The 16,841-nt window shown below is 74.0% G+C and carries 17 protein-coding genes; 5 read left to right on the top strand and 12 right to left on the bottom strand.

All coding sequences use genetic code 11. The annotated features are described in order from the left end of the window. Nucleotides 1–214: 214 nt before the first annotated feature. Complete coding sequence (locus tag ACZ501_RS06645; protein ID WP_361601364.1) at nucleotides 215–763, top strand: hypothetical protein; 549 nt, start codon at nucleotides 215–217, stop codon at nucleotides 761–763. Here the strand turns inward: ACZ501_RS06645 and ACZ501_RS06640 are convergent. Continuing rightward, a complete protein-coding gene (locus ACZ501_RS06640) occupies nucleotides 760–1,962 on the bottom strand; it encodes a glutathionylspermidine synthase family protein (protein WP_361601367.1) in 1,203 nt (400 codons plus the stop codon). The two genes, ACZ501_RS06645 and ACZ501_RS06640, sit on opposite strands and share 4 nt — an antisense overlap. A gap of 5 nt (nucleotides 1,963–1,967) precedes the next feature. After that, entirely contained in the window at nucleotides 1,968–2,270 is a 303-nt protein-coding gene (locus ACZ501_RS06635) for a hypothetical protein (RefSeq protein ID WP_361601370.1), read from the bottom strand. Nucleotides 2,271–2,367: 97 nt separating this feature from the next. Between ACZ501_RS06635 and ACZ501_RS06630 the strand changes: the two genes are divergently transcribed. Continuing rightward, on the top strand, nucleotides 2,368–3,180 hold the full coding sequence (locus ACZ501_RS06630) for a DMT family protein (RefSeq protein WP_361601391.1): 813 nt from the start codon (nucleotides 2,368–2,370) through the stop codon (nucleotides 3,178–3,180). Nucleotides 3,181–3,945: 765 nt separating this feature from the next. Here the strand turns inward: ACZ501_RS06630 and pdxR are convergent. After that, the gene (gene pdxR / locus ACZ501_RS06625) at nucleotides 3,946–5,358 is read right to left on the bottom strand and encodes a MocR-like pyridoxine biosynthesis transcription factor PdxR (protein WP_468793035.1); all 1,413 of its coding nucleotides are present in this window, start codon (nucleotides 5,356–5,358) and stop codon (nucleotides 3,946–3,948) included. Nucleotides 5,359–5,404: 46 nt separating this feature from the next. On the opposite strand from pdxR, the gene ACZ501_RS06620 reads away from it, so the two are divergent. After that, nucleotides 5,405–5,923: a carboxymuconolactone decarboxylase family protein gene (locus ACZ501_RS06620; RefSeq protein ID WP_362463818.1), complete on the top strand. Its 519-nt coding sequence runs from the start codon at nucleotides 5,405–5,407 to the stop codon at nucleotides 5,921–5,923. A gap of 62 nt (nucleotides 5,924–5,985) precedes the next feature. Here ACZ501_RS06620 and ACZ501_RS06615 read toward each other — a convergent pair whose 3' ends face one another. The 5 genes from ACZ501_RS06615 to ACZ501_RS06595 all read right to left on the bottom strand — a co-directional run bounded on the left by ACZ501_RS06615 (nucleotide 5,986) and on the right by ACZ501_RS06595 (nucleotide 11,060). After that, on the bottom strand, nucleotides 5,986–6,933 hold the full coding sequence (locus tag ACZ501_RS06615; RefSeq protein ID WP_468793032.1) for a hypothetical protein: 948 nt from the start codon (nucleotides 6,931–6,933) through the stop codon (nucleotides 5,986–5,988). 3 nt (nucleotides 6,934–6,936) lie between these two features. Beyond that, the gene (locus ACZ501_RS06610) at nucleotides 6,937–7,308 is read right to left on the bottom strand and encodes a hypothetical protein (protein WP_361608312.1); all 372 of its coding nucleotides are present in this window, start codon (nucleotides 7,306–7,308) and stop codon (nucleotides 6,937–6,939) included. Further along, nucleotides 7,298–9,061, bottom strand: a complete 1,764-nt coding sequence (locus tag ACZ501_RS06605; RefSeq protein WP_468793029.1) for a hypothetical protein — start codon at nucleotides 9,059–9,061, stop codon at nucleotides 7,298–7,300. Before ACZ501_RS06605 ends, ACZ501_RS06610 begins: the two co-directional genes overlap by 11 nt. A gap of 170 nt (nucleotides 9,062–9,231) precedes the next feature. After that, entirely contained in the window at nucleotides 9,232–10,221 is a 990-nt protein-coding gene (locus ACZ501_RS06600; protein WP_361608308.1) for a malate dehydrogenase, read from the bottom strand. A 236-nt stretch (nucleotides 10,222–10,457) separates the two neighbouring features. Further along, complete coding sequence (locus tag ACZ501_RS06595) at nucleotides 10,458–11,060, bottom strand: short chain dehydrogenase (RefSeq protein WP_361608314.1); 603 nt, start codon at nucleotides 11,058–11,060, stop codon at nucleotides 10,458–10,460. Between the two features lie 79 nt (nucleotides 11,061–11,139). Between ACZ501_RS06595 and ACZ501_RS06590 the strand changes: the two genes are divergently transcribed. Further along, entirely contained in the window at nucleotides 11,140–12,033 is an 894-nt protein-coding gene (locus tag ACZ501_RS06590) for a LysR family transcriptional regulator (protein ID WP_361608306.1), read from the top strand. On the opposite strand, the gene ACZ501_RS06585 is transcribed toward ACZ501_RS06590, so the two are convergent. Both ACZ501_RS06585 and ACZ501_RS06580 read right to left on the bottom strand, forming a co-directional pair. Continuing rightward, entirely contained in the window at nucleotides 12,020–12,661 is a 642-nt protein-coding gene (locus ACZ501_RS06585; protein ID WP_361608304.1) for a DUF3017 domain-containing protein, read from the bottom strand. The two genes, ACZ501_RS06590 and ACZ501_RS06585, sit on opposite strands and share 14 nt — an antisense overlap. A 7-nt stretch (nucleotides 12,662–12,668) precedes the next feature. After that, nucleotides 12,669–13,529: a bifunctional methylenetetrahydrofolate dehydrogenase/methenyltetrahydrofolate cyclohydrolase gene (locus ACZ501_RS06580; protein ID WP_468793026.1), complete on the bottom strand. Its 861-nt coding sequence runs from the start codon at nucleotides 13,527–13,529 to the stop codon at nucleotides 12,669–12,671. A 254-nt stretch (nucleotides 13,530–13,783) separates the two neighbouring features. On the opposite strand from ACZ501_RS06580, the gene ACZ501_RS06575 reads away from it, so the two are divergent. Beyond that, nucleotides 13,784–14,515 (top strand): RDD family protein, encoded by a 732-nt coding sequence (locus tag ACZ501_RS06575; RefSeq protein WP_361608300.1) that lies wholly within the window; start codon nucleotides 13,784–13,786, stop codon nucleotides 14,513–14,515. A gap of 81 nt (nucleotides 14,516–14,596) precedes the next feature. On the opposite strand, the gene purH is transcribed toward ACZ501_RS06575, so the two are convergent. Both purH and purN read right to left on the bottom strand, forming a co-directional pair. Next, nucleotides 14,597–16,174 carry a bifunctional phosphoribosylaminoimidazolecarboxamide formyltransferase/IMP cyclohydrolase gene (gene purH, locus ACZ501_RS06570; protein WP_361608298.1) on the bottom strand — a complete coding sequence of 526 codons (1,578 nt, stop codon included), beginning with the start codon at nucleotides 16,172–16,174 and terminating at the stop codon, nucleotides 14,597–14,599. Continuing rightward, the gene (purN, locus tag ACZ501_RS06565; RefSeq protein WP_361608296.1) at nucleotides 16,171–16,794 is read right to left on the bottom strand and encodes a phosphoribosylglycinamide formyltransferase; all 624 of its coding nucleotides are present in this window, start codon (nucleotides 16,792–16,794) and stop codon (nucleotides 16,171–16,173) included. Before purN ends, purH begins: the two co-directional genes overlap by 4 nt. Nucleotides 16,795–16,841 lie beyond the last annotated feature (47 nt).

Raw genomic sequence — 16,841 nt, 5'->3', positions numbered from 1 at the left:
CAAGAAGGGGGAGTGGGGGTGGGGGCTGAAACGGGTGGTGTGTGTCCCCCCCTCCCCCGCCGCCAGGCCGGGGGGGGTCGGCTTCCCCCCCCCCCCCCCCCGCTGCTCGGGGCGCTGCGGTGGACACCGGGAACGGTCCGCCGGACGATGGAAGGACCCCGTACGGGTGCGCGCCCCTGGTCTTCGCGGGCCGCCCCTCCGATGGGAGACCCCCATGCACCGACGCAACCGAAACACCCTGCTCTGCGGCGTCCTGGCGTCCTGCGTCGCCCTCGGCGGCGCCGCCGCCGTCGCCGCACCGGCGGCCGCCGCCACGACGGCGGTGCCCACCGCCAGCTGTACGGTCACCCCCGATCCGGGCGGGAAGTTCGTCGTCATCACCGGCGAGGGCTTCACGCCGCCGCGCAACCTGAACGACGGCGAGTCGACCGAGCCGCTGAACATCGACGCCAACGGCAACTTCCGGGTCCAGCGGTTCCAGAAGAACGTCGACTACACCGTCCTGGCGGTCGCGGAGGACCAGAACTTCATCTTCGTGAACTGCAAGAAGGCGGAGCCCAAGTCCCCGTCCCCCACCAACAACCGGCAGGACTACCGCAACGGTTACAGGGACGGCGCCACGGCCGGCGTGAAGGCCTCCAAGGAAGACTGCGACAGCCCGCCCGCGCCGGACAAGAGCCAGACCCACTCCGACTCCTACTGGAAGGGCTGGACGGCAGGCGCCAAGCTCAGCTTCGAGAAGTACTGCCCGGACGCGGACTAGTCCTCCAGGATCACGTGCGGCAGGAAGCGGGCGTACTCGTCCGTGACCGGCCCCGCCGACTCCCTGATGCCGAGCCCCGCCGCCTCCTCCTCCACGACCCACGCGCCGAGCACCACCCGGTTGCCGTCGAAGTCGGGCAGCGGGGCCAACGCCTGGAAGACGTACGTCTCCCCCTCGGCCGGGACGAAGGGCTCCCCGCCCTCGCCCGGCTCGTGGAGCGTGACCCCGGCGCCCTCGCGGCCCAGCAGCGGCTTGGCGGCGTACCCGCAGGTCGCGGCCAGCTCGCGCGGGCCGTCGAGGTAGGCGGGCAGCAGGTTCGGGTGGTCCGGGAAGAGCTCCCACAGGATCGCCAGCAGCGCCTTGTTGGAGAGCAGCATCTTCCACATCGGCTCGATCCAGACGGTGCTGCCGGAGCCGCCGCCGTGGTCGTAGGTGCCCAGCACCTGCGGGCCGAACTCGTCGGTGGCCAGCCACTCCCACGGGTAGAGCTTGAAGCAGCTGCGGATGAAGCGGAGCTTCTCGTCCACGAACCGGCCCGCGAGGCTGTCCCAGCCGATCGTCTCCACGGACAGCGCGTGCGTCTCCAGCCCGGCCTGCTCGGCGGTCTCCTGGAGGTAGGCGACCGTCATCAGGTCCTCGCCGAGCTCGTCGGTCTCGGAGTGCGCGAAGTGCAGCGGGCCGGGCGGAAGCAGCTCCGCCTGGCGGCGCCAGGCCTCCACGAGCCGTTCGTGGAGGGAGTTCCACTGGTCGGCGCCGGGGAAGCGGTCCTCCATCCAGAACCACTGCGGGCTCGCCGCCTCCACGAGGGAGGTGGGCGTGTCGGCGTTGTACTCCAGCAGCTTGGCGGGGGCGCCCGCTCCGTCGTAGCGCAGGTCGAACCGGCCGTAGAGGGAGGGCTGTTCGGCGCGCCGCCGCCAGGACTCCGCGATCAGGGCGGCCAGCTTCGGGTCGGTGATGCCGAGGTCCGCGAAGCGGTCGTTCTCCACGATGTGCGCGGCCGCGGCCAGGCACATGGCGTGCAGCTCCTCGACCACCCCCTCCAGCGCCTCGACCTCCGGCAGCGAGAAGGAGTAGTACGCGCTCTCGTCCCAGTAGGGGCGCAGCGAGTCGTCGGGGTAACGGGTGAGGGGGTAGATCAGCCCCTGCTCCTCGACGGTCTTCTGCCAGTCGGGGCGCGGTTCGATGGTGTGCCGCTGCATGGGGCTCAGCCGCCGGAGGAGCCGGAGGTGCTGTGGCCGCCGATGCCGCCCCGGGTGACGGCGGACTTGTCGAAACTGCCGCCGGTCACCTTGCCGTTGCGGACGGAGCCGCCGTAGTAGTACGCGCCGTGGCCGCCGCTCTTGCACTCCTTGGCGTTCAGGTGGTCCAGGGTGGTGCGGGAGGCGCAGCGCTTGTCGGGCTCGTCGTTGCTCCCGCAGGCCACGAGGGTGGCGGCGAGCAGGCCCATGCCGCCGAGGGCGACCGCGCTGGAGCGCATGCGGCGTCTGGTGGTGTTGCCGGTATCCATGGCTTGCACCCTAGAGCGGGGGCGCGGGGGGAGGGAATCCGGCCGCCGTCACACCCTTGTCACGATGGTGACCTAGAGTCTGTTCGTGCTGATTGGGATGGTTTGCGCGCTGGGTGCGGCGGTGTGTTTCGGTACCGCGTCGGTGTTCCAGGCGGTGGCTGCCCGGGCGGCGGCGGTCCCGGGGTCGGGGTCGGGCGTCGACGCGGCCCTGTTCCTGCGGGCGGTGCGGCAGTGGCGGTACGTGGCGGGGCTCGGCCTGGACGCGGTCGGCTTCGTGCTCCAGATCATCGCCCTGCGGCACGTCCCGATCTACACGGTGGGGGCCGCGCTGGCCGCGAGCCTCGCGGTGACGGCGGTGGTCGCGGCGCGGATGCTGCGGATGCGGCTGACGCGGCTGGAGTGGGGCGCGGTGGGGGTGGTGTGCGCGGGGCTGCTGATGCTCGGGCTGGCCTCCGGTGAGGAGGGGTCCGGGACGGGGACGCTCGCGCTGAAGCTGGGCCTGCTGGGGGTGGCCGTGCTCGTCCTGGTGGCGGGCGCGGCGGCGGGGCGGCTGCCGGACGGGCCGCGCGCACTGGTCCTGGGGCTGGCGGCCGGGACGGGCTTCGGGGTGGTGGAGGTGGCGGTCCGGCTCATCGGCTCCCTCTCGGTACGGGAACTGCGCAACCCGGCGCTGTACGCACTGCTGCTGGGCGGGGCGGCGGCGTTCCTGCTGCTCACCTCCGCCCTGCAGCGCGGCTCGGTGACGGCGGCGACGGCGGGCCTGGTCCTGGGCGAGACGGTCGGCCCGGCGGTGGTGGGCGTGGTCTGGCTCGGCGACCGCACCCGCGAGGGCCTGACCTGGGCGGCGGTGGCGGGCTTCGCGGTGGCGGTGGCGGGCGCCCTGACCCTGTCCCGCTTCGGCGAACCGTAGCCCTGGCCGGGCGCCTCCCCGTCCGGAGCCCGGGGGCTGCGGCTGCCCGGGTGCGGCTGCGGCTGTGCGGAGGGCAGGCCGGCCCGGGTGCCCTCGGGGGCCCGGCGCGGATGCGCGGTGTCCGGGCTGCGGCTGTGCGTGCCCTGCGGGGCCGGTCCCCTACCCGCCCTTCCACCGTTCCCCGGGTCGCCGCCCCGGACCCCGCGCCTCAAACGCCGGCGGGGCTGGCGGGGCCGCGCGCCGCGCTCGCGTTGCCCTCGCAGACGGGGCGTACACTGCTGCCCGCCGACCGGCCTCCGCGCCGCACACGTCGGCGGGGCCGGACGCGGCTGCACCGCCATGGCCGGCGGGGCGTGAACTGCCGCCCGGCAACCGGACCCCGCGTCTCTGGTGGCGGGTGCGCCGCCATCGTAGAAGGGGCGTGAGCTGTCACCTGCCCACCGGCCCCTGCGCACAAAGGCCGGCGGGGCCGGACGCGGCGCAGGCGAGAGATCCAGCCCCGCCGGCGTTTGAGGCGCGGGTCCGGGCAGAGCCCGGGGAACGGTGGAAGGGCGGGGAGGGGAACCTGCCCGCGCAGCGGCCGACCACCCGCAGGCGGTGGACCCGCCAGCCCGGGCCCACCGCCCCGCCGACGGCCCGAGTCCGCGGGCGCCGAGCGGGCGAGGGCGGCGACGGGGCGCAGCAGGTGGCGGCGCCTGCGGTCCCGGACGGAGTCCGGCGCAGCGGCGGGAAGCCCGGGCGGGGGAAGGAGGCGCCGGTGGGGCGTCACGGCAGGGCCGCGGTGAGGGCCTTCAGGGTCGGGGTCCAGGCGCTCGTGGGCGGGGTGCCGTAGCCCACGATCAGCGCCTCGCGCACCGGCATCGCCGACTCCGGGTGGCGGAAGCGCGCCAGGCCCTCCAGGGCCAGGTCCTGCCAGGCGGCGGCCTGGACGAGGGAGCGCTCGGTGCCCGCCGGGAGGTCCAGCACGGCGTGCAGCCCGGCCGCGATGCCGGAGACGGGGACCCGCCCCGCCACGGCGGCCAGCAGTTCGTCCCGGCGCCGCCGGTACCGCAGGCGCATGCCGCGCACGTGGCGGTCGTACGCCCCGGAGGTGATGAACTCCGCCAGGGTCAGCTGGTCCAGCGCGCTGGACGTCCAGTCGACCGGGCCCTTCGCCGCCGTCACCTCCTCCAGCAGGTCCGGCGGGACCACCATCCAGCCCATCCGCAGCGCCGGCGCCAGGGACTTGCTCGCGGTGCCCAGGTACACCACCCGGTCCGGGTCCAGCCCCTGGAGCGCGCCGACGGGCTGGCGGTCGTAGCGGAACTCCCCGTCGTAGTCGTCCTCCAGGATCACCCCGCCCGTGGTGCGCGCCCAGTCCACGGCCGCCGCCCGGCGCGCGGGGGTGAGGGCCGCGCCCGTGGGGAACTGGTGCGCCGGGGTCAGCAGGACCGCGCCCGTCCGGGGGCCGAGCGCGGCCAGCTCCGGGGTGCGGGCGCCGGCCTCGTCCACCCACAGCGGGCGGGTCACCAGCCCGGCCCCGGTCAGCAGGTCCCGGTGCACGTCGAGGCTGTACCCCTCCACCGCCACCTCCCGCACCCGGCGCCCCCGCAGCACCCGCCCGAGGAGCTGGAGCGCGTGCGCGAAGCCGGCGCACAGCACGATCCGGTCCGGGTCGGCGTACACCCCGCGCGCCCGCGCCAGGTACCCGGCGAGCGCCTCGCGCAGCTCGGCCCGGCCGCGTGCGTCGGCGGCGTAGCCGAAGGCGTCGTTCGGGGCGCCGGTCAGCGCCCGCCGGGCCGCCGCCAGCCAGGCGGTGCGCGGGAAGCCGCTCAGGTCGGGCGAGCCGGGGAGCAGGCTGTACGCGGGCCCCCGCCGCGCGGGGCGGCGTACCGGGGAGGCCCCGGCGGCCCGGCGCACCCTGGCCCGCTCCGCGACCCGGGTGCCGGAACCCTGGCGGGCCGTCAGCCAGCCCTCGGCGACGAGCTCGGCGTACGCCTCCGCGACGGTGTTGCGGGCGATCCCCAGGTCGGCGGCGAAGGACCGCGAGGACGGCAGCCGCGTCCCGGGCGCGAGCCGCCCGCTGCGCGCGGCCTCCCGCAGCGCCTCGGTCAGGGCGGCCCGCAGGCCCCGTCCGGCCGCCGCGGCGGCGAGGTCCAGGTGCAGGTCGGCACCGAAAGTGGCCCACGATCCGGTCATGGACATGGACCATAGCGGCGGGCCGCCTCGTCCGTACGGTGGAGCCATGAGCAACCAGACCGGCACGCACGCCGACACCGCCGAACTCGCCGTCGCACACGCCCCCCGCATGCAGTTCGCCCAAGTCGCCCCCGAGGTCTACAAGGCCGTCATCGGCCTGGAGATCGCGGCGAAGAAGGGCCTGGACCCGGCCCTCGTCGAACTCGTCAAGATCCGCGCCTCGCAGCTCAACCACTGCGCCTTCTGCCTGGACATGCACAGCAAGGACGCGCTCGCCGCCGGCGAGAGCGTCGAGCGCGTCCTGCTGCTCGGCGCCTGGGAGGAATCGCGGCACTTCTACACCGAGAAGGAGCTGGCGGCGATCGAACTGACCGAGGCCGTCACCGTCCTGACGGAGGGCTTCGTCCCCGACGAGGTGTACGCCAGGGCCGCCAAGCACTTCGAGGAGGCGGAGCTGGCCCAGCTGATCGCCGTCATCGCGACGATCAACGTGTGGAACCGGATCGGCGTCACCACCCGCATGACCCCGGGGCACTACACCCCGGCGTCGGCGAAGAAGGCCTGACCGGCCGGGCGGCCTGACCGGGCGGCCCAGTCGGGCCGGGCCGCTCAGTCGGGCCGGGCGGCTCAGTCGGGCCGGAACGAGTCCAGGGCCGCCGTCAGGTTGGCGCGCGTCGTCGTGCTCTCGCCGGACGGGCCGGCCGCCAGCAGCGCCCACCGCTTGCCGTCCGGCGTGGTGATGATCCGCTCCATGCCCCGGCGGCGGCCGTGGGACTCCGCGCTGTCGTACTCGTAGACCAGCTCGCAGCCGGTTCCGGACGCCGGTTCGAGGGAGACCTGACGGTAGCCGGGGGTCCCGTCGCGCAGGCGGTCCGAGGACATCTGCAGCAGCGTGCAGGAGCCCGTGGAGCCGCTCTCCGTCACGCGGAAGATCTGGAGCAGGGCGCTGCGGTCCCCGGGCGGGCGGTAGAAGGCCCCGCTGCCCGTCTCGTTGTGGCTGGGCTCCCAGCCGGCGGGTACCGCCACCGAGAAGCCGTCGTCGTTGCGCACCACCGTGTAGCCGGCGCTGCCGGTGCCCGCCGGGGTGCTGGGCGTGCCGGTGCCCGGTGACGACGGGTCCACGGGCGGCTCGGGGGCCGGTCCGGTGGGCTGCCCCGACGACGGGGACGCCGGTGGCCGCGCGGCCGTCGCCGGGCCGTTGTCGGGACCGAGCAGCATCCACGCCGCGACCGCGGCGCCGCCCGCGACCGCAGCCGCCAGGCCCACCAGCACCGGGGCGCGCCACTGCCCCGCGCCCGGCGGGGGCGGGGGTGGCACCGGGGGCCACGGCTCGTGGTACCCGGACCCGGTCGGCCCGGGCGGCGTCAGGGGCAGGGTGGGCAGCTGCGGCGGCATGGGCGGCTGCGGCTGCATGGGCGGCTGCGCGGGCGGCTGCGGCGGCCCGGCGGCCCGGTCAGGAGCCGCCGGGGATCCGGCCGCCGGACCCGGATCCGGCGCGGGGGCCGCCGCCGGGGCCGGACCCCACTCCCACCGCTGCGACTGCGGGTCCCAGCGGGCACCGTCGGACGAGGGCACCGGTCAGCCTCCCAGCGAGGCGAGCAGCCCGCCCAGCGCGGTGGCCGCGCTCAGCGTCTCCACCAGCGGGGCCCACCGCTCCAGCGCGCCGCGCAGCCGCGCGGGCAGGCCTGGCCGGATCTGTTCGGCCTCCTCCAGTTCCCCGGCGGCCTCGTCGAGTTCGGCGTCGAGCGCCGCCCGCTCGGTGCTGCGGGGCAGCCGGACGAGGGCGGCGCGCAGTTCGCGTACGGCCTCCAGCAGTTCCTCCGCGCCGGGTGCCCGGTCCTGCGCACCGCCGCCGTTGTGGACGGTGTTGGTGTTGTTGCTGCCACCGAAGCTCACGGCACTGCCGTGTACGTTGTCCATCCGGATCCCGCGCTGGTCGTCAGTTCCCACCGCTTCTCCCCCTGCCGCTCGTGCCGACGGTGTTGGTGTTGTTGCTGCCGTTGAAGCTGGCCGCGCTGTTGTTCATCGACTGGATGTAGATGCCGCCCTCGGCGACGTGCACCGCTCGCTGCGCGAACTCCTCGGTGTGCCAGCCGGACTCGTGCAGGGCGACGGTAACCCCGCCGACCACCCGGTCCTGAATGGTTTTGAGGTACCGGGCGAGGTCCATGAGGTGGAAGAGGGAGCCGTCGTCCTGGGCGGCGAGTTCCCGCACGGACAGCTCAGGCCCCTCCGGGCGCGCTCCGCCGTGGCCGCCGGTGACGATCCGCCACCAGCTGGCGACGCCGCGGCCCAGGGTGGCGACGGATCCGGCGAACGAGCCGGGGGTCGCGGCCAGCGCCTCGACCGCCTTGCCGAACCAGGTGTTGTTCAGCAGCCGCTGGGCGGCCGCGTCGGCGTTCTGGAACCGGGTGCGCACCGGCAGCAGCACGTGCGGGGCCACTTCCAGCATCAGCATGCGGCCCTGGGTGTGGACCCGTACGAAGACGGTGACGACGAGGTTCTCGTCCCAGCCGCCGACCCGGATGCGCAGGAAGTGCCTGCGCCGCTCCCCGCCCTCCTCTATGGCGCCGAGCCGGTGCTCGGCGAACTGCTGCGGGGTCAGCGGAGCGACGTCCCGGTGCGGGAGCCCGACGGCCGGCAGGAAGACGCACTCGTCGACGACCAGCTCGCGCAGCCGGTCCAGTACGGCGTCCTGGGCCGCCCGCGTGCCGTGCGGGGACGGCACGCGCAGGGCGTGCAGCAGCGGGACGATGCGCTGCACGATGTGGGCGTTGGTGACGGGCTGCGGCTTCTGGCCGGGGTCGAGGCCTTCGCGGGGGCGCAGTTCGACGGACAGCTGCCAGGGCCGGAAGGCGGCGCCCGCCCCGGTGAACGGGGCGTTGATGTTGTACATGACCAGCGGGGCGTGCTGTTCGCCCCGGATCCGGGCGCGGACCCGGGCGAACCGGGGGCTCTGGGTGCTCTCGGCGGGGTCGTTCGCCTGGTCGGCGTACCGGGGCGGGGAGAGTTCGGTGGAGACGATCCGGGCGGCGTGCCCGCGCTGGAGGGCGACGAGGGCCACGACGGCCGCGAACACCGCGGGGGTCAGCCAGACGACCGGCGAGCCGGACGGATCCCCGGATCCGCTGTAGCGGCCGTACTCCCCGTACCCGCCGGACCCGTATCCGGAGCTGCCCGAGGTGAGGGAGAAGAAGTCCAGGAACTCGGCGATGGCCAGTGCCTCCCCGGTCGCGGCCGCCCAGAGCCCGAAGACGACGAGGAGCAGCGAGATCCACGCGTAGATCCGCACCAGCAGCCCGAGGAAGCGTACGAGGGGGTTGCGCCGGGCGCGCAGCCAGTTGGCCAGGCTCAGCATCAGGAAGGGGACGAGCAGCAGGGTGAGGCCCCCGCTGGTCAGCAGGGAGCCCACCAGCCAGGCGCCGATGATCCCGCCGGCCCAGGCCAGTTCGATGCGGCGGGCGCGCAGCGCGTGGGCGAGCACGCGGGTGGCGTCGAAGCCGTAGGACGGGGCGGCGATGCGCTCCTCGTGGACGTACAGCTCGTCGATCACGCGGTCGCGGTACGCGGCGTCGAGGTAGGTTCCCGCGCACAGGAGGCGACCGGCCTCGCTGACCGCGGGGTGCACCGGTGGGCGGCCGTGGCGAGGGTCCGCCCCGGCGTCACCGCCGCCGGACTGAGGGGGAATCAGGTGGTCGGTCACCGGGCGACCTTATTTTCCACCTACAGGGATAGACAGGTGCTTTCACGCCAAAGCGCCCCGGCCAGGTTTGGCCGGGGCGCAAGGACGTTCGCGACGCGCACACGATCGGGTGAACCCGATCAGCGGCCGCCGTCGGCGCGCCGGGATCGGCCCGCCGTGGACCGGCTCGGTCAGATCAGGCCGAGCTCGCGCACCGCGTCGCGCTCCTCGACGAGCTCCGCCACGGACGCGTCGATGCGGGTCCGGGAGAACTCGTTGACGTCCAGGCCCTGGACGATCTCGTACTTACCGTCGGCGCAGGTGACGGGGAAGGAGGAGATGATGCCCTCCGGGACGCCGTAGGAGCCGTCCGACGGGATGCCCATGGAGGTCCAGTCGCCCGCGGCGGTGCCGTTGACCCAGGTGTGCACGTGGTCGATGGCGGCGTTGGCGGCCGAGGCGGCCGAGGAGGCGCCACGGGCGTCGATGATCGCGGCACCGCGCTTGGCGACGGTCGGGATGAAGGTGTCGGCCAGCCACTGCTGGTCGTTCACGACCTCGGCGGCGTTCTTGCCGGCGATCTCCGCGTGGAAGATGTCGGGGTACTGGGTCGCCGAGTGGTTGCCCCAGATGGTCAGGCGCTTGATGTCGGTGACGTCGGCACCGGTCTTCTGCGCGAGCTGCGAGATCGCCCGGTTGTGGTCCAGGCGGGTCATCGCGGTGAAGCGCTCGGCCGGTACGTCCGGGGCGGCGGCCTGCGCGATGAGCGCGTTGGTGTTGGCCGGGTTGCCCACGACCAGGACCTTGATGTCGTCGGCCGCGTGCGCGTTGATCGCGGCGCCCTGCGGCTTGAAGATGCCGCCGTTGGCGGAGAGCAGGTCACCGCGCTCCATGCCCTTGGTGCGCGGGCGGGCGCCCACGAGCAGCGCGACGTTGGCGCCGTCGAAGCCCTGGTTCGGGTCGTCGAAGATGTCGATGCCCTTCAGGAGCGGGAAGGCGCAGTCGTCGAGCTCCATGGCGGTGCCCTCGGCGGCCTTCATGCCCTGGGGGATCTCCAGGAGGCGGAGCTTGACCGGCACGTCCGCGCCGAGCAGGTGGCCGGACGCGATGCGGAAGAGCAGCGCGTAGCCGATCTGGCCGGCGGCGCCGGTGACAGTGACATTCACGGGAGTGCGGGTCATGGCCTTCTCCGTTAGACAGCTGGCGGTGGGGCGTCCCCGCCCCATGTGCTGGGTCCCACGTACTGGGGAGGACGCCGCTTCCCTGTCCTGTGAATCTTGACGTGAAGAGACATCCGCGGTCAGGCTATCCGACCCGCGGGGCCCCCAATCCCCCGGTCCCTGTGGTCCACGGCACACGGAGGGCCAGAGCCCGGCGTTTCGAAGGTCCGGCCGGGTGGCGGGCCTGCGCCCGCGTCCTACTCCACCCGGAAGACCTCCCCGGTCCGGTGCCCTTCGACGGACTTGACGTAGGCGTTCGCCGCGCGGGCGACCGGCACCGGGTCGAAGCCGGCGAAGGTGTCCCCGTACGCGTCGAGGGACTCGGTGAAGACGGTCGGGCTGACGGCGTTGATCCGCTGGCGGCCCGGCAGTTCGATGGCGGCGGCCCGCACGAAGGCCTCGACCGCGCCGTTGACGAGGGAGGCGACGGAGCCGGTGAGCAGGGGTTCGCGCGCCAGGATGCCGGTGATCAGCGTGAAGGAGGCGTGCGCGGGCAGCCGGGCGGCGCCCTGGCGGACCAGCTCGATCTGGCTGACGGCCTTGCCCTCCAGGCCCTCGCGGACGTCGGCGGTGGTCAGCGCGGACAGCGGCCGCCAGGGGACGCTGCCGGCGGCGTTCGCCACCGCGTCCAGCGGGCCGGCCGCGTCGTACAGGGCCCGGACGGACTCCGGGTCGGTGATGTCGACGTACAGGTCCGCACCCTTGCGGGAGGCGGTGACGACGTCGTGACCGCGCTCGCGCAGGGCGGTGTGGACGGCGCGGCCGAGGGTTCCGCCGGCTCCGACCAGGAGCACCTTCAGAGGATTCATACGACGAGCTTCCGCCCCGGCCACCGTGAAGTCCAGCTACTTCAGCTACACCCGTCGTTAAGCTGAGCTCATGCTTGACGTGAAACGGATGGTCATACTCCGGGACCTGGCCGAGCACGGGAAGGTGACCGCGGTCGCCGAGCTGCACCGGGTGACCCCCTCCGCGGTCTCGCAGCAGCTGCGCGCCCTGGAGGCCGAGGCGGGCGCCGCCCTCGTCGAGCGCGAGGGGCGCGGCCTGCGGCTCACCCCTGCCGGCGCGGCGCTCGCCGCCGCCTGCGAGCCGGTGCTGGCCGCCCTGGAACGCGCCGAGGGGGCGGTACGGGCCCTCGACACCGGCCCGGCCGGGGAGCTGTACGTCGGCTGCGCCCCGAGCGCGCTGGCCACGGTCGCCGCGCCGCTCGTCGCCGCCCTGGCCCGGCGCCACCCGGGCCTGCGGCCGCGCGTGGTCCAGGCGGACCCGGAGGAGGCCGTGCCGCAGCTGCGCGGGCGGCGCCTGGACCTCGCGGTGACGTACGCGTACCCCCTGCTCGGCGCCGCGCCCGCGAGCGGCACCACCGCCGTCCCGCTGTTCGAGGACCCGCTGTGCCTGGCGCTGCCCGAGGCGCTGCTGCCGGCCTACGAGCGGGAGGGGCCGGCGGCGCTGCGCGGGGCCGACTGGGTGTCGGCGCCGGCCCCGAGCAGCTGCCGGGAGATGCTCGTGCACACCTGCCGCAACGCCGGGTTCACCCCGCGCATCGCGCACGAGTGCGCCGACCTGCGGGCCGGGCTGTGGCTGGTCGCCGCCGGGCGGGCCGCCGCGGTCCTGCCGAAGCTGCTGTGCGACGCGCCGCCGCCCGGCACGGCGGTGGTGGAGCTGCCGGGCCCGGGGCGGACCCTCCAGGCGCTGGTGCGGGCCGGTACGGAGTCCCGTCCGGCCGTCGCCGCGGCCCTGGACGCCCTGCTGGACCTCACTAGCGGACGGTGAAGCGGACCACGCTCTCCAGGAACGGGATCTCCAGCCCCTGCGGCTCCATCACCAGCGCGAGCAGGGTGATGGCCACCCCCAGCACCCCGTACGTGATCATGTCCGTGAAGCGGGAGCGCACCGCGAGCATGCCCACCGAGGGCAGGACGCGGCGCAGCACCGCGGCCGCGATCAGCGCGACGCCCATCACCAGGCAGCCGACCCGCGGATGGCCCACCGCGGTGGACAGCAGCCCGACCGCGGTGGCGCCGAGGACGCTGAGCATCGGCCACTGACGGGCGGGCGTGGACACCGCTCCGGGGATGGCACGGCCGGCGCCCTCGGGGCGGGCCGTGTCCTGGGTGACGGTGGGGAAGCGCCGGGACCGCGCGGCGCTCTGCGCGGCGGGCGCGGCCTTCTCCGGCTCGCCGCCCCCGGACCCCTCCGGCCCCCGGCCGGCTTCGGGGCCGACGGCGGCACCGGCCGCCGCACCCGCCGCGGCACCCGTCCGCGCGCCCGTACCGGCCGCCTTCCCCGGGCCCGCCTCGGCGCCCGGCGTGGCACCCGGAGCGGCACCCGGCTCGGCGCCCGGCCCGGCGCCCGGTTCGGGGCGGGCCGCCTCGCCGGGCGTCCCGCCCGTACCGCTCACGTCGTGCTCAGCCCGCACTGGTGGTCCGCTCCGCCGCCTCGACGACGTTCACCAGCAGCTGCGCCCGGGTCATGGGGCCGACACCGCCCGGGTTCGGGGAGATCCAGCCCGCCACCTCGGCGACGCCCGGGTGGACGTCCCCGACGATCTTGCCGCTCTCGTCGCGGCTGACGCCGACGTCGAGCACGGCCGCGCCCGGCTTCACGTCCTCCGGCTTCACCAGGTGCGGCACGCCCGCCGCCGCGACGACGATGTCCGCCTGGCGCAGCAGCCCGGCGAGGTCGCGCGTACCGGTGTGGCACAGGGTCACGGTGGCGTTCTCGGACTTGCGGGTGAGCAGCAGCCCGATGGAGCGGCCGACGGTGATGCCCCGGCCGAGCACCACGACGTGCGCGCCGTTGATCTCGACCCCGTGGTGGCGCAGCAGCTCGACGATCCCGTACGGGGTGCAGGGCAGCGGGCCCTCGATGCCCAGCACCAGCCGGCCCAGCGACGTCGGGTGCAGCCCGTCGGCGTCCTTGGCCGGATCCATCAGCTCCAGGACGCGGTTGGTGTCGATGCCCTTGGGGAGCGGCAGTTGGACGATGTAGCCGGTGCACGCGGGGTCGTCGTTCAGCTCGCGCACGACCGCCTCGATCTCCTCCTGGGAGGCCGTGGCGGGCAGTTCGCGGCGGATGGAGGTGATGCCGACCTCCGCGCAGTCCTTGTGCTTGCCGTTGACGTACCAGCGGCTGCCCGGGTCGTCGCCGACCAGCAGGGTGCCGAGGCCGGGGGTGATGCCCCGGGCCTTCAGCTGCGCCACGCGGGCCGTCAGTTCGGTTTTGATCGCGGCTGCGGTGGCCTTGCCATCGAGAATCTGGGCGGTCATGGGGGCATCCTCCCGGATGGAGCGGTCCGCCTTCCACTCGGACGACGGCCGGATCGCGCTCTTGATTGCACTTGCACAACAAGTCTGGCCCCACCGGGCAACGAACTGGACAAGCCCGGTGCGGGCCCACCACGATGACGGGCAGCAAGACGATCGGAAAGAGTGCCGCGGGCAGTGCCGGGGGGCGTACCGCAGAAAGCAAGTGTCCTCCAGGTGTGCCGTGCGTCCCCGCACTTCACGGAGGAAACACCCAGATGAGCTTCGGCGACCCGAACAACCCCTACGGGCAGCAGCAGCCGCCGCAGGGCCAGCCCGGTTACGGCTACCCGCAGCAGGCCCCGCAGGGCGTCCCGCCGCAGGGCCAGCCCGGATACGGCTACCCGCAGCAGGGCCAGCCGCCGTACGGCGTCCCGCCGCAGGCCCCCGGCACCCTGCAGGCCAACAACGGCTACATCAACGTCGCGGGTCTGGGCACCGTCCAGGTCGCCACGATGGGCCGCCGCTTCGGCGCGCGCCTGATCGACGGCCTCGCCATCTCCGTCCTCGTGTGGATCCTCATGGCGATCGGCCTGGCCGGGTCCCTGGGCCTCGCGGAGTCGGTCGAGGACTGCGGCACGGACTACGCGTCGGCCGCCTACCAGCAGTGCGTCAACGACCAGGCCGAGGCCGCTGGCGGCATGATCGCCGCCATGTTCGGCACGCTCGCCCTCATCGGCATCGCCACCCTGCTCTACGAGTGGCTGATGATCTCCTTCGTCGGCGCGACGCTCGGCAAGATGGCGCTGGGCCTGAAGGTCGTCAAGGAGAACACGGGCCAGGTCCCGGGCCTCGGCGGCGGCTTCATCCGCTGGATCATCCCGCTGGTCGGCAGCTTCCTCTGCGGCATCGGCCAGATCCTGGTCTACCTGTCCCCGTTCTTCGACAACTCGGGCAAGCTCCAGGGCTGGCACGACCGCGCCGCCGGCACCCTCGTCATCAAGAAGTAGTACCCGGCGCGTTCCAGCGCGAAGGCCGCGTCCCGCAGTGCGGGACGCGGCCTTCGCCGTTTCTGCGTGCCGGTCGCCGTGTCAGTGGAAGAAGTGACGGGTACCGGTGAAGTACATCGTCACGCCCGCCTTCGCAGCGGCCTCGACGACCTGCTCGTCACGGACCGAACCGCCCGGCTGGACCACGGCCTTGATACCGGCGGCGGTCAGGATCTCCAGCCCGTCCGGGAAGGGGAAGAAGGCGTCCGAGGCCGCGTACGAGCCCTGCGCGCGCTCGGCGCCCGCCCGCTCGACGGCGAGCTTCGCCGAGTCGACGCGGTTGACCTGGCCCATGCCGACGCCGACCGAGGCGCCGTCCTTGGCGAGCAGGATGGCGTTGGACTTGACGGCGCGGCAGGCCCGCCAGGCGAAGGCGAGCTCGGCCAGCTCCTCGGCGGACAGGGCGTCACCGGTGGCCAGGGTCCAGTTCGCCGGGTCGTCGCCCTCGGCCTGGAAGACGTCGGACTCCTGGAGCAGCACGCCGCCGCTGATGGGCTTGAGGTCACCCGGCTGGTGCGGGGTGCCGTCCACCTTCAGGACGCGGATGTTCTTCTTCTTGGCGAGGATCTCGACCGCGCCGTCCTCGTAGCCGGGGGCGGCGATGACCTCGGTGAAGATCTCCGCGACCTGCTCGGCGAGCTCGACGGTCACCGGGCGGTTGACGGCGATGACACCGCCGAAGGCCGAGAGCGGGTCGCAGGCGTGCGCCTTGCGGTGAGCGGCGGCGACGTCGTCGCCCACGGCGATGCCGCAGGGGTTGGCGTGCTTGATGATCGCGACGCAGGGCTCGTCGTGGTCGTACGCGGCCCGGCGGGCGGCCTCGGTGTCCACGTAGTTGTTGAAGGACATCTCCTTGCCGTGCAGCTGCTCGGCGTTGGCGAGCCCGCCCGGCCGGCCGTCGGTGTACAGCGCGGCGGCCTGGTGCGGGTTCTCGCCGTACCGCAGGGGCGACTTGCGCTCCCAGGCGCCGGCCAGGAACTCGGGCAGCGCGCCCTCCTCGCCCTCCGGGGCGTACGCGTTGGTGAACCAGGACGCGACGGCCACGTCGTAGGCGGCCGTGTGCTGGAAGGCCTCGGCCGCGAGCCGCTTGCGGGCGGTCAGGTCGAAACCGCCGCCCTGGGCGGCCGCGAGGACGTCGGCGTAGCGGGCGGGGCTGGTGACGACCGCGACCGAGGGGTGGTTCTTGGCCGCGGCACGGACCATCGAGGGGCCGCCGATGTCGATCTGCTCGACGCACTCGTCGGGGGTGGCGCCGGAGGCGACGGTCTCGCGGAAGGGGTAGAGGTTGACGATCACCAGGTCGAAGGGCTCCACGCCCAGCTCGGCCAGCTGGCGCCGGTGGTCCTCCAGGCGCAGGTCGGCGAGGATGCCGGCGTGCACGCGCGGGTGGAGGGTCTTGACGCGGCCGTCGAGGCACTCGGGGAAGCCGGTGAGCTCCTCGACCTTGGTGACGGGCACCCCGGCGGCGGCGATCTTCGACGCGGTGGAGCCGGTGGAGACGAGCGCGACGCCCGCCTCGTGCAGGCCGCGGGCCAGCTCTTCCAGTCCCGTCTTGTCGTAGACACTCACGAGCGCGCGGCGGATCGGCCGCTGAGTCGTCGTCGTTTCGTTGGCGGTCACTGGATTGTTACCTTTCGTCCCTCAATGCGGTAGCCGTGCCGGGCCAGGCGCCCCACGACGTCGACGAGCAGCTGGCGCTCGACTTCCTTGATGCGCTCATGGAGCGCGGCTTCGTCCTCCCCGTCCCGGATCTCCACGACACCCTGGGCGATGATCGGACCGGTGTCCACGCCGCTGTCCACGAAGTGGACCGTGCAGCCGGTGACCTTCGCCCCGTACGCGAGGGCGTCGCGCACCCCGTGCGCGCCGGGGAAGGCCGGGAGGAGGGCGGGGTGGGTGTTGATGAACCGGCCGCCGAAGCGGTCGATGAAGTTCTTGCCGACGATCTTCATGAACCCGGCGGAGACGACGAGGTCCGGCGCGTACGCGTCGGTCGCGCCGGTCAGGGCGGCGTCCCACTCCTCACGGCTCCCGTAGGCCTTCACCGGGCACACGAAGGTGGGGATCCCGGCCTTCTCCGCCCGCTCGAGGCCGGCGATGTTCTCGCGGTCGGCCCCTACGGCGACGACTTCGGCCCCGAAGCCCTCGGCTCCGCCGGGGTGCGCGTCGATGGCGTCGAGCAGGGCCTGGAGGTTGGTGCCGGAGCCGGAAACCAGCACGACCAGGCGGGAGGCGGCCATGGGAGGCCCTTTCTCACAGGATTTGCGACGTTCGTCTTGTGTGGTCA

This window comes from Streptomyces sp. NPDC034085, assembly GCF_055575555.1.
The sequence above is the reverse complement of the archived record's forward strand: the minus strand, read 5'-3'. Positions and strand labels throughout refer to the sequence as shown.

What these genes read in the sequence shown, in the direction of transcription:
- ACZ501_RS06645 (WP_361601364.1), top strand. Translation starts at nt 215, where the DNA reads ATGCACCGACGCAACCGAAACACCCTGCTCTGCGGCGTCCTGGCGTCC.
- ACZ501_RS06640 (WP_361601367.1), bottom strand. Translation starts at nt 1,962, where the DNA reads ATGCAGCGGCACACCATCGAACCGCGCCCCGACTGGCAGAAGACCGTC.
- ACZ501_RS06635 (WP_361601370.1), bottom strand. Translation starts at nt 2,270, where the DNA reads ATGGATACCGGCAACACCACCAGACGCCGCATGCGCTCCAGCGCGGTC.
- ACZ501_RS06630 (WP_361601391.1), top strand. Translation starts at nt 2,368, where the DNA reads ATGGTTTGCGCGCTGGGTGCGGCGGTGTGTTTCGGTACCGCGTCGGTG.
- pdxR (WP_468793035.1), bottom strand. Translation starts at nt 5,358, where the DNA reads ATGACCGGATCGTGGGCCACTTTCGGTGCCGACCTGCACCTGGACCTC.
- ACZ501_RS06620 (WP_362463818.1), top strand. Translation starts at nt 5,405, where the DNA reads ATGAGCAACCAGACCGGCACGCACGCCGACACCGCCGAACTCGCCGTC.
- ACZ501_RS06600 (WP_361608308.1), bottom strand. Translation starts at nt 10,221, where the DNA reads ATGACCCGCACTCCCGTGAATGTCACTGTCACCGGCGCCGCCGGCCAG.
- ACZ501_RS06590 (WP_361608306.1), top strand. Translation starts at nt 11,140, where the DNA reads ATGCTTGACGTGAAACGGATGGTCATACTCCGGGACCTGGCCGAGCAC.
- ACZ501_RS06580 (WP_468793026.1), bottom strand. Translation starts at nt 13,529, where the DNA reads ATGACCGCCCAGATTCTCGATGGCAAGGCCACCGCAGCCGCGATCAAA.
- ACZ501_RS06575 (WP_361608300.1), top strand. Translation starts at nt 13,784, where the DNA reads ATGAGCTTCGGCGACCCGAACAACCCCTACGGGCAGCAGCAGCCGCCG.
- purN (WP_361608296.1), bottom strand. Translation starts at nt 16,794, where the DNA reads ATGGCCGCCTCCCGCCTGGTCGTGCTGGTTTCCGGCTCCGGCACCAAC.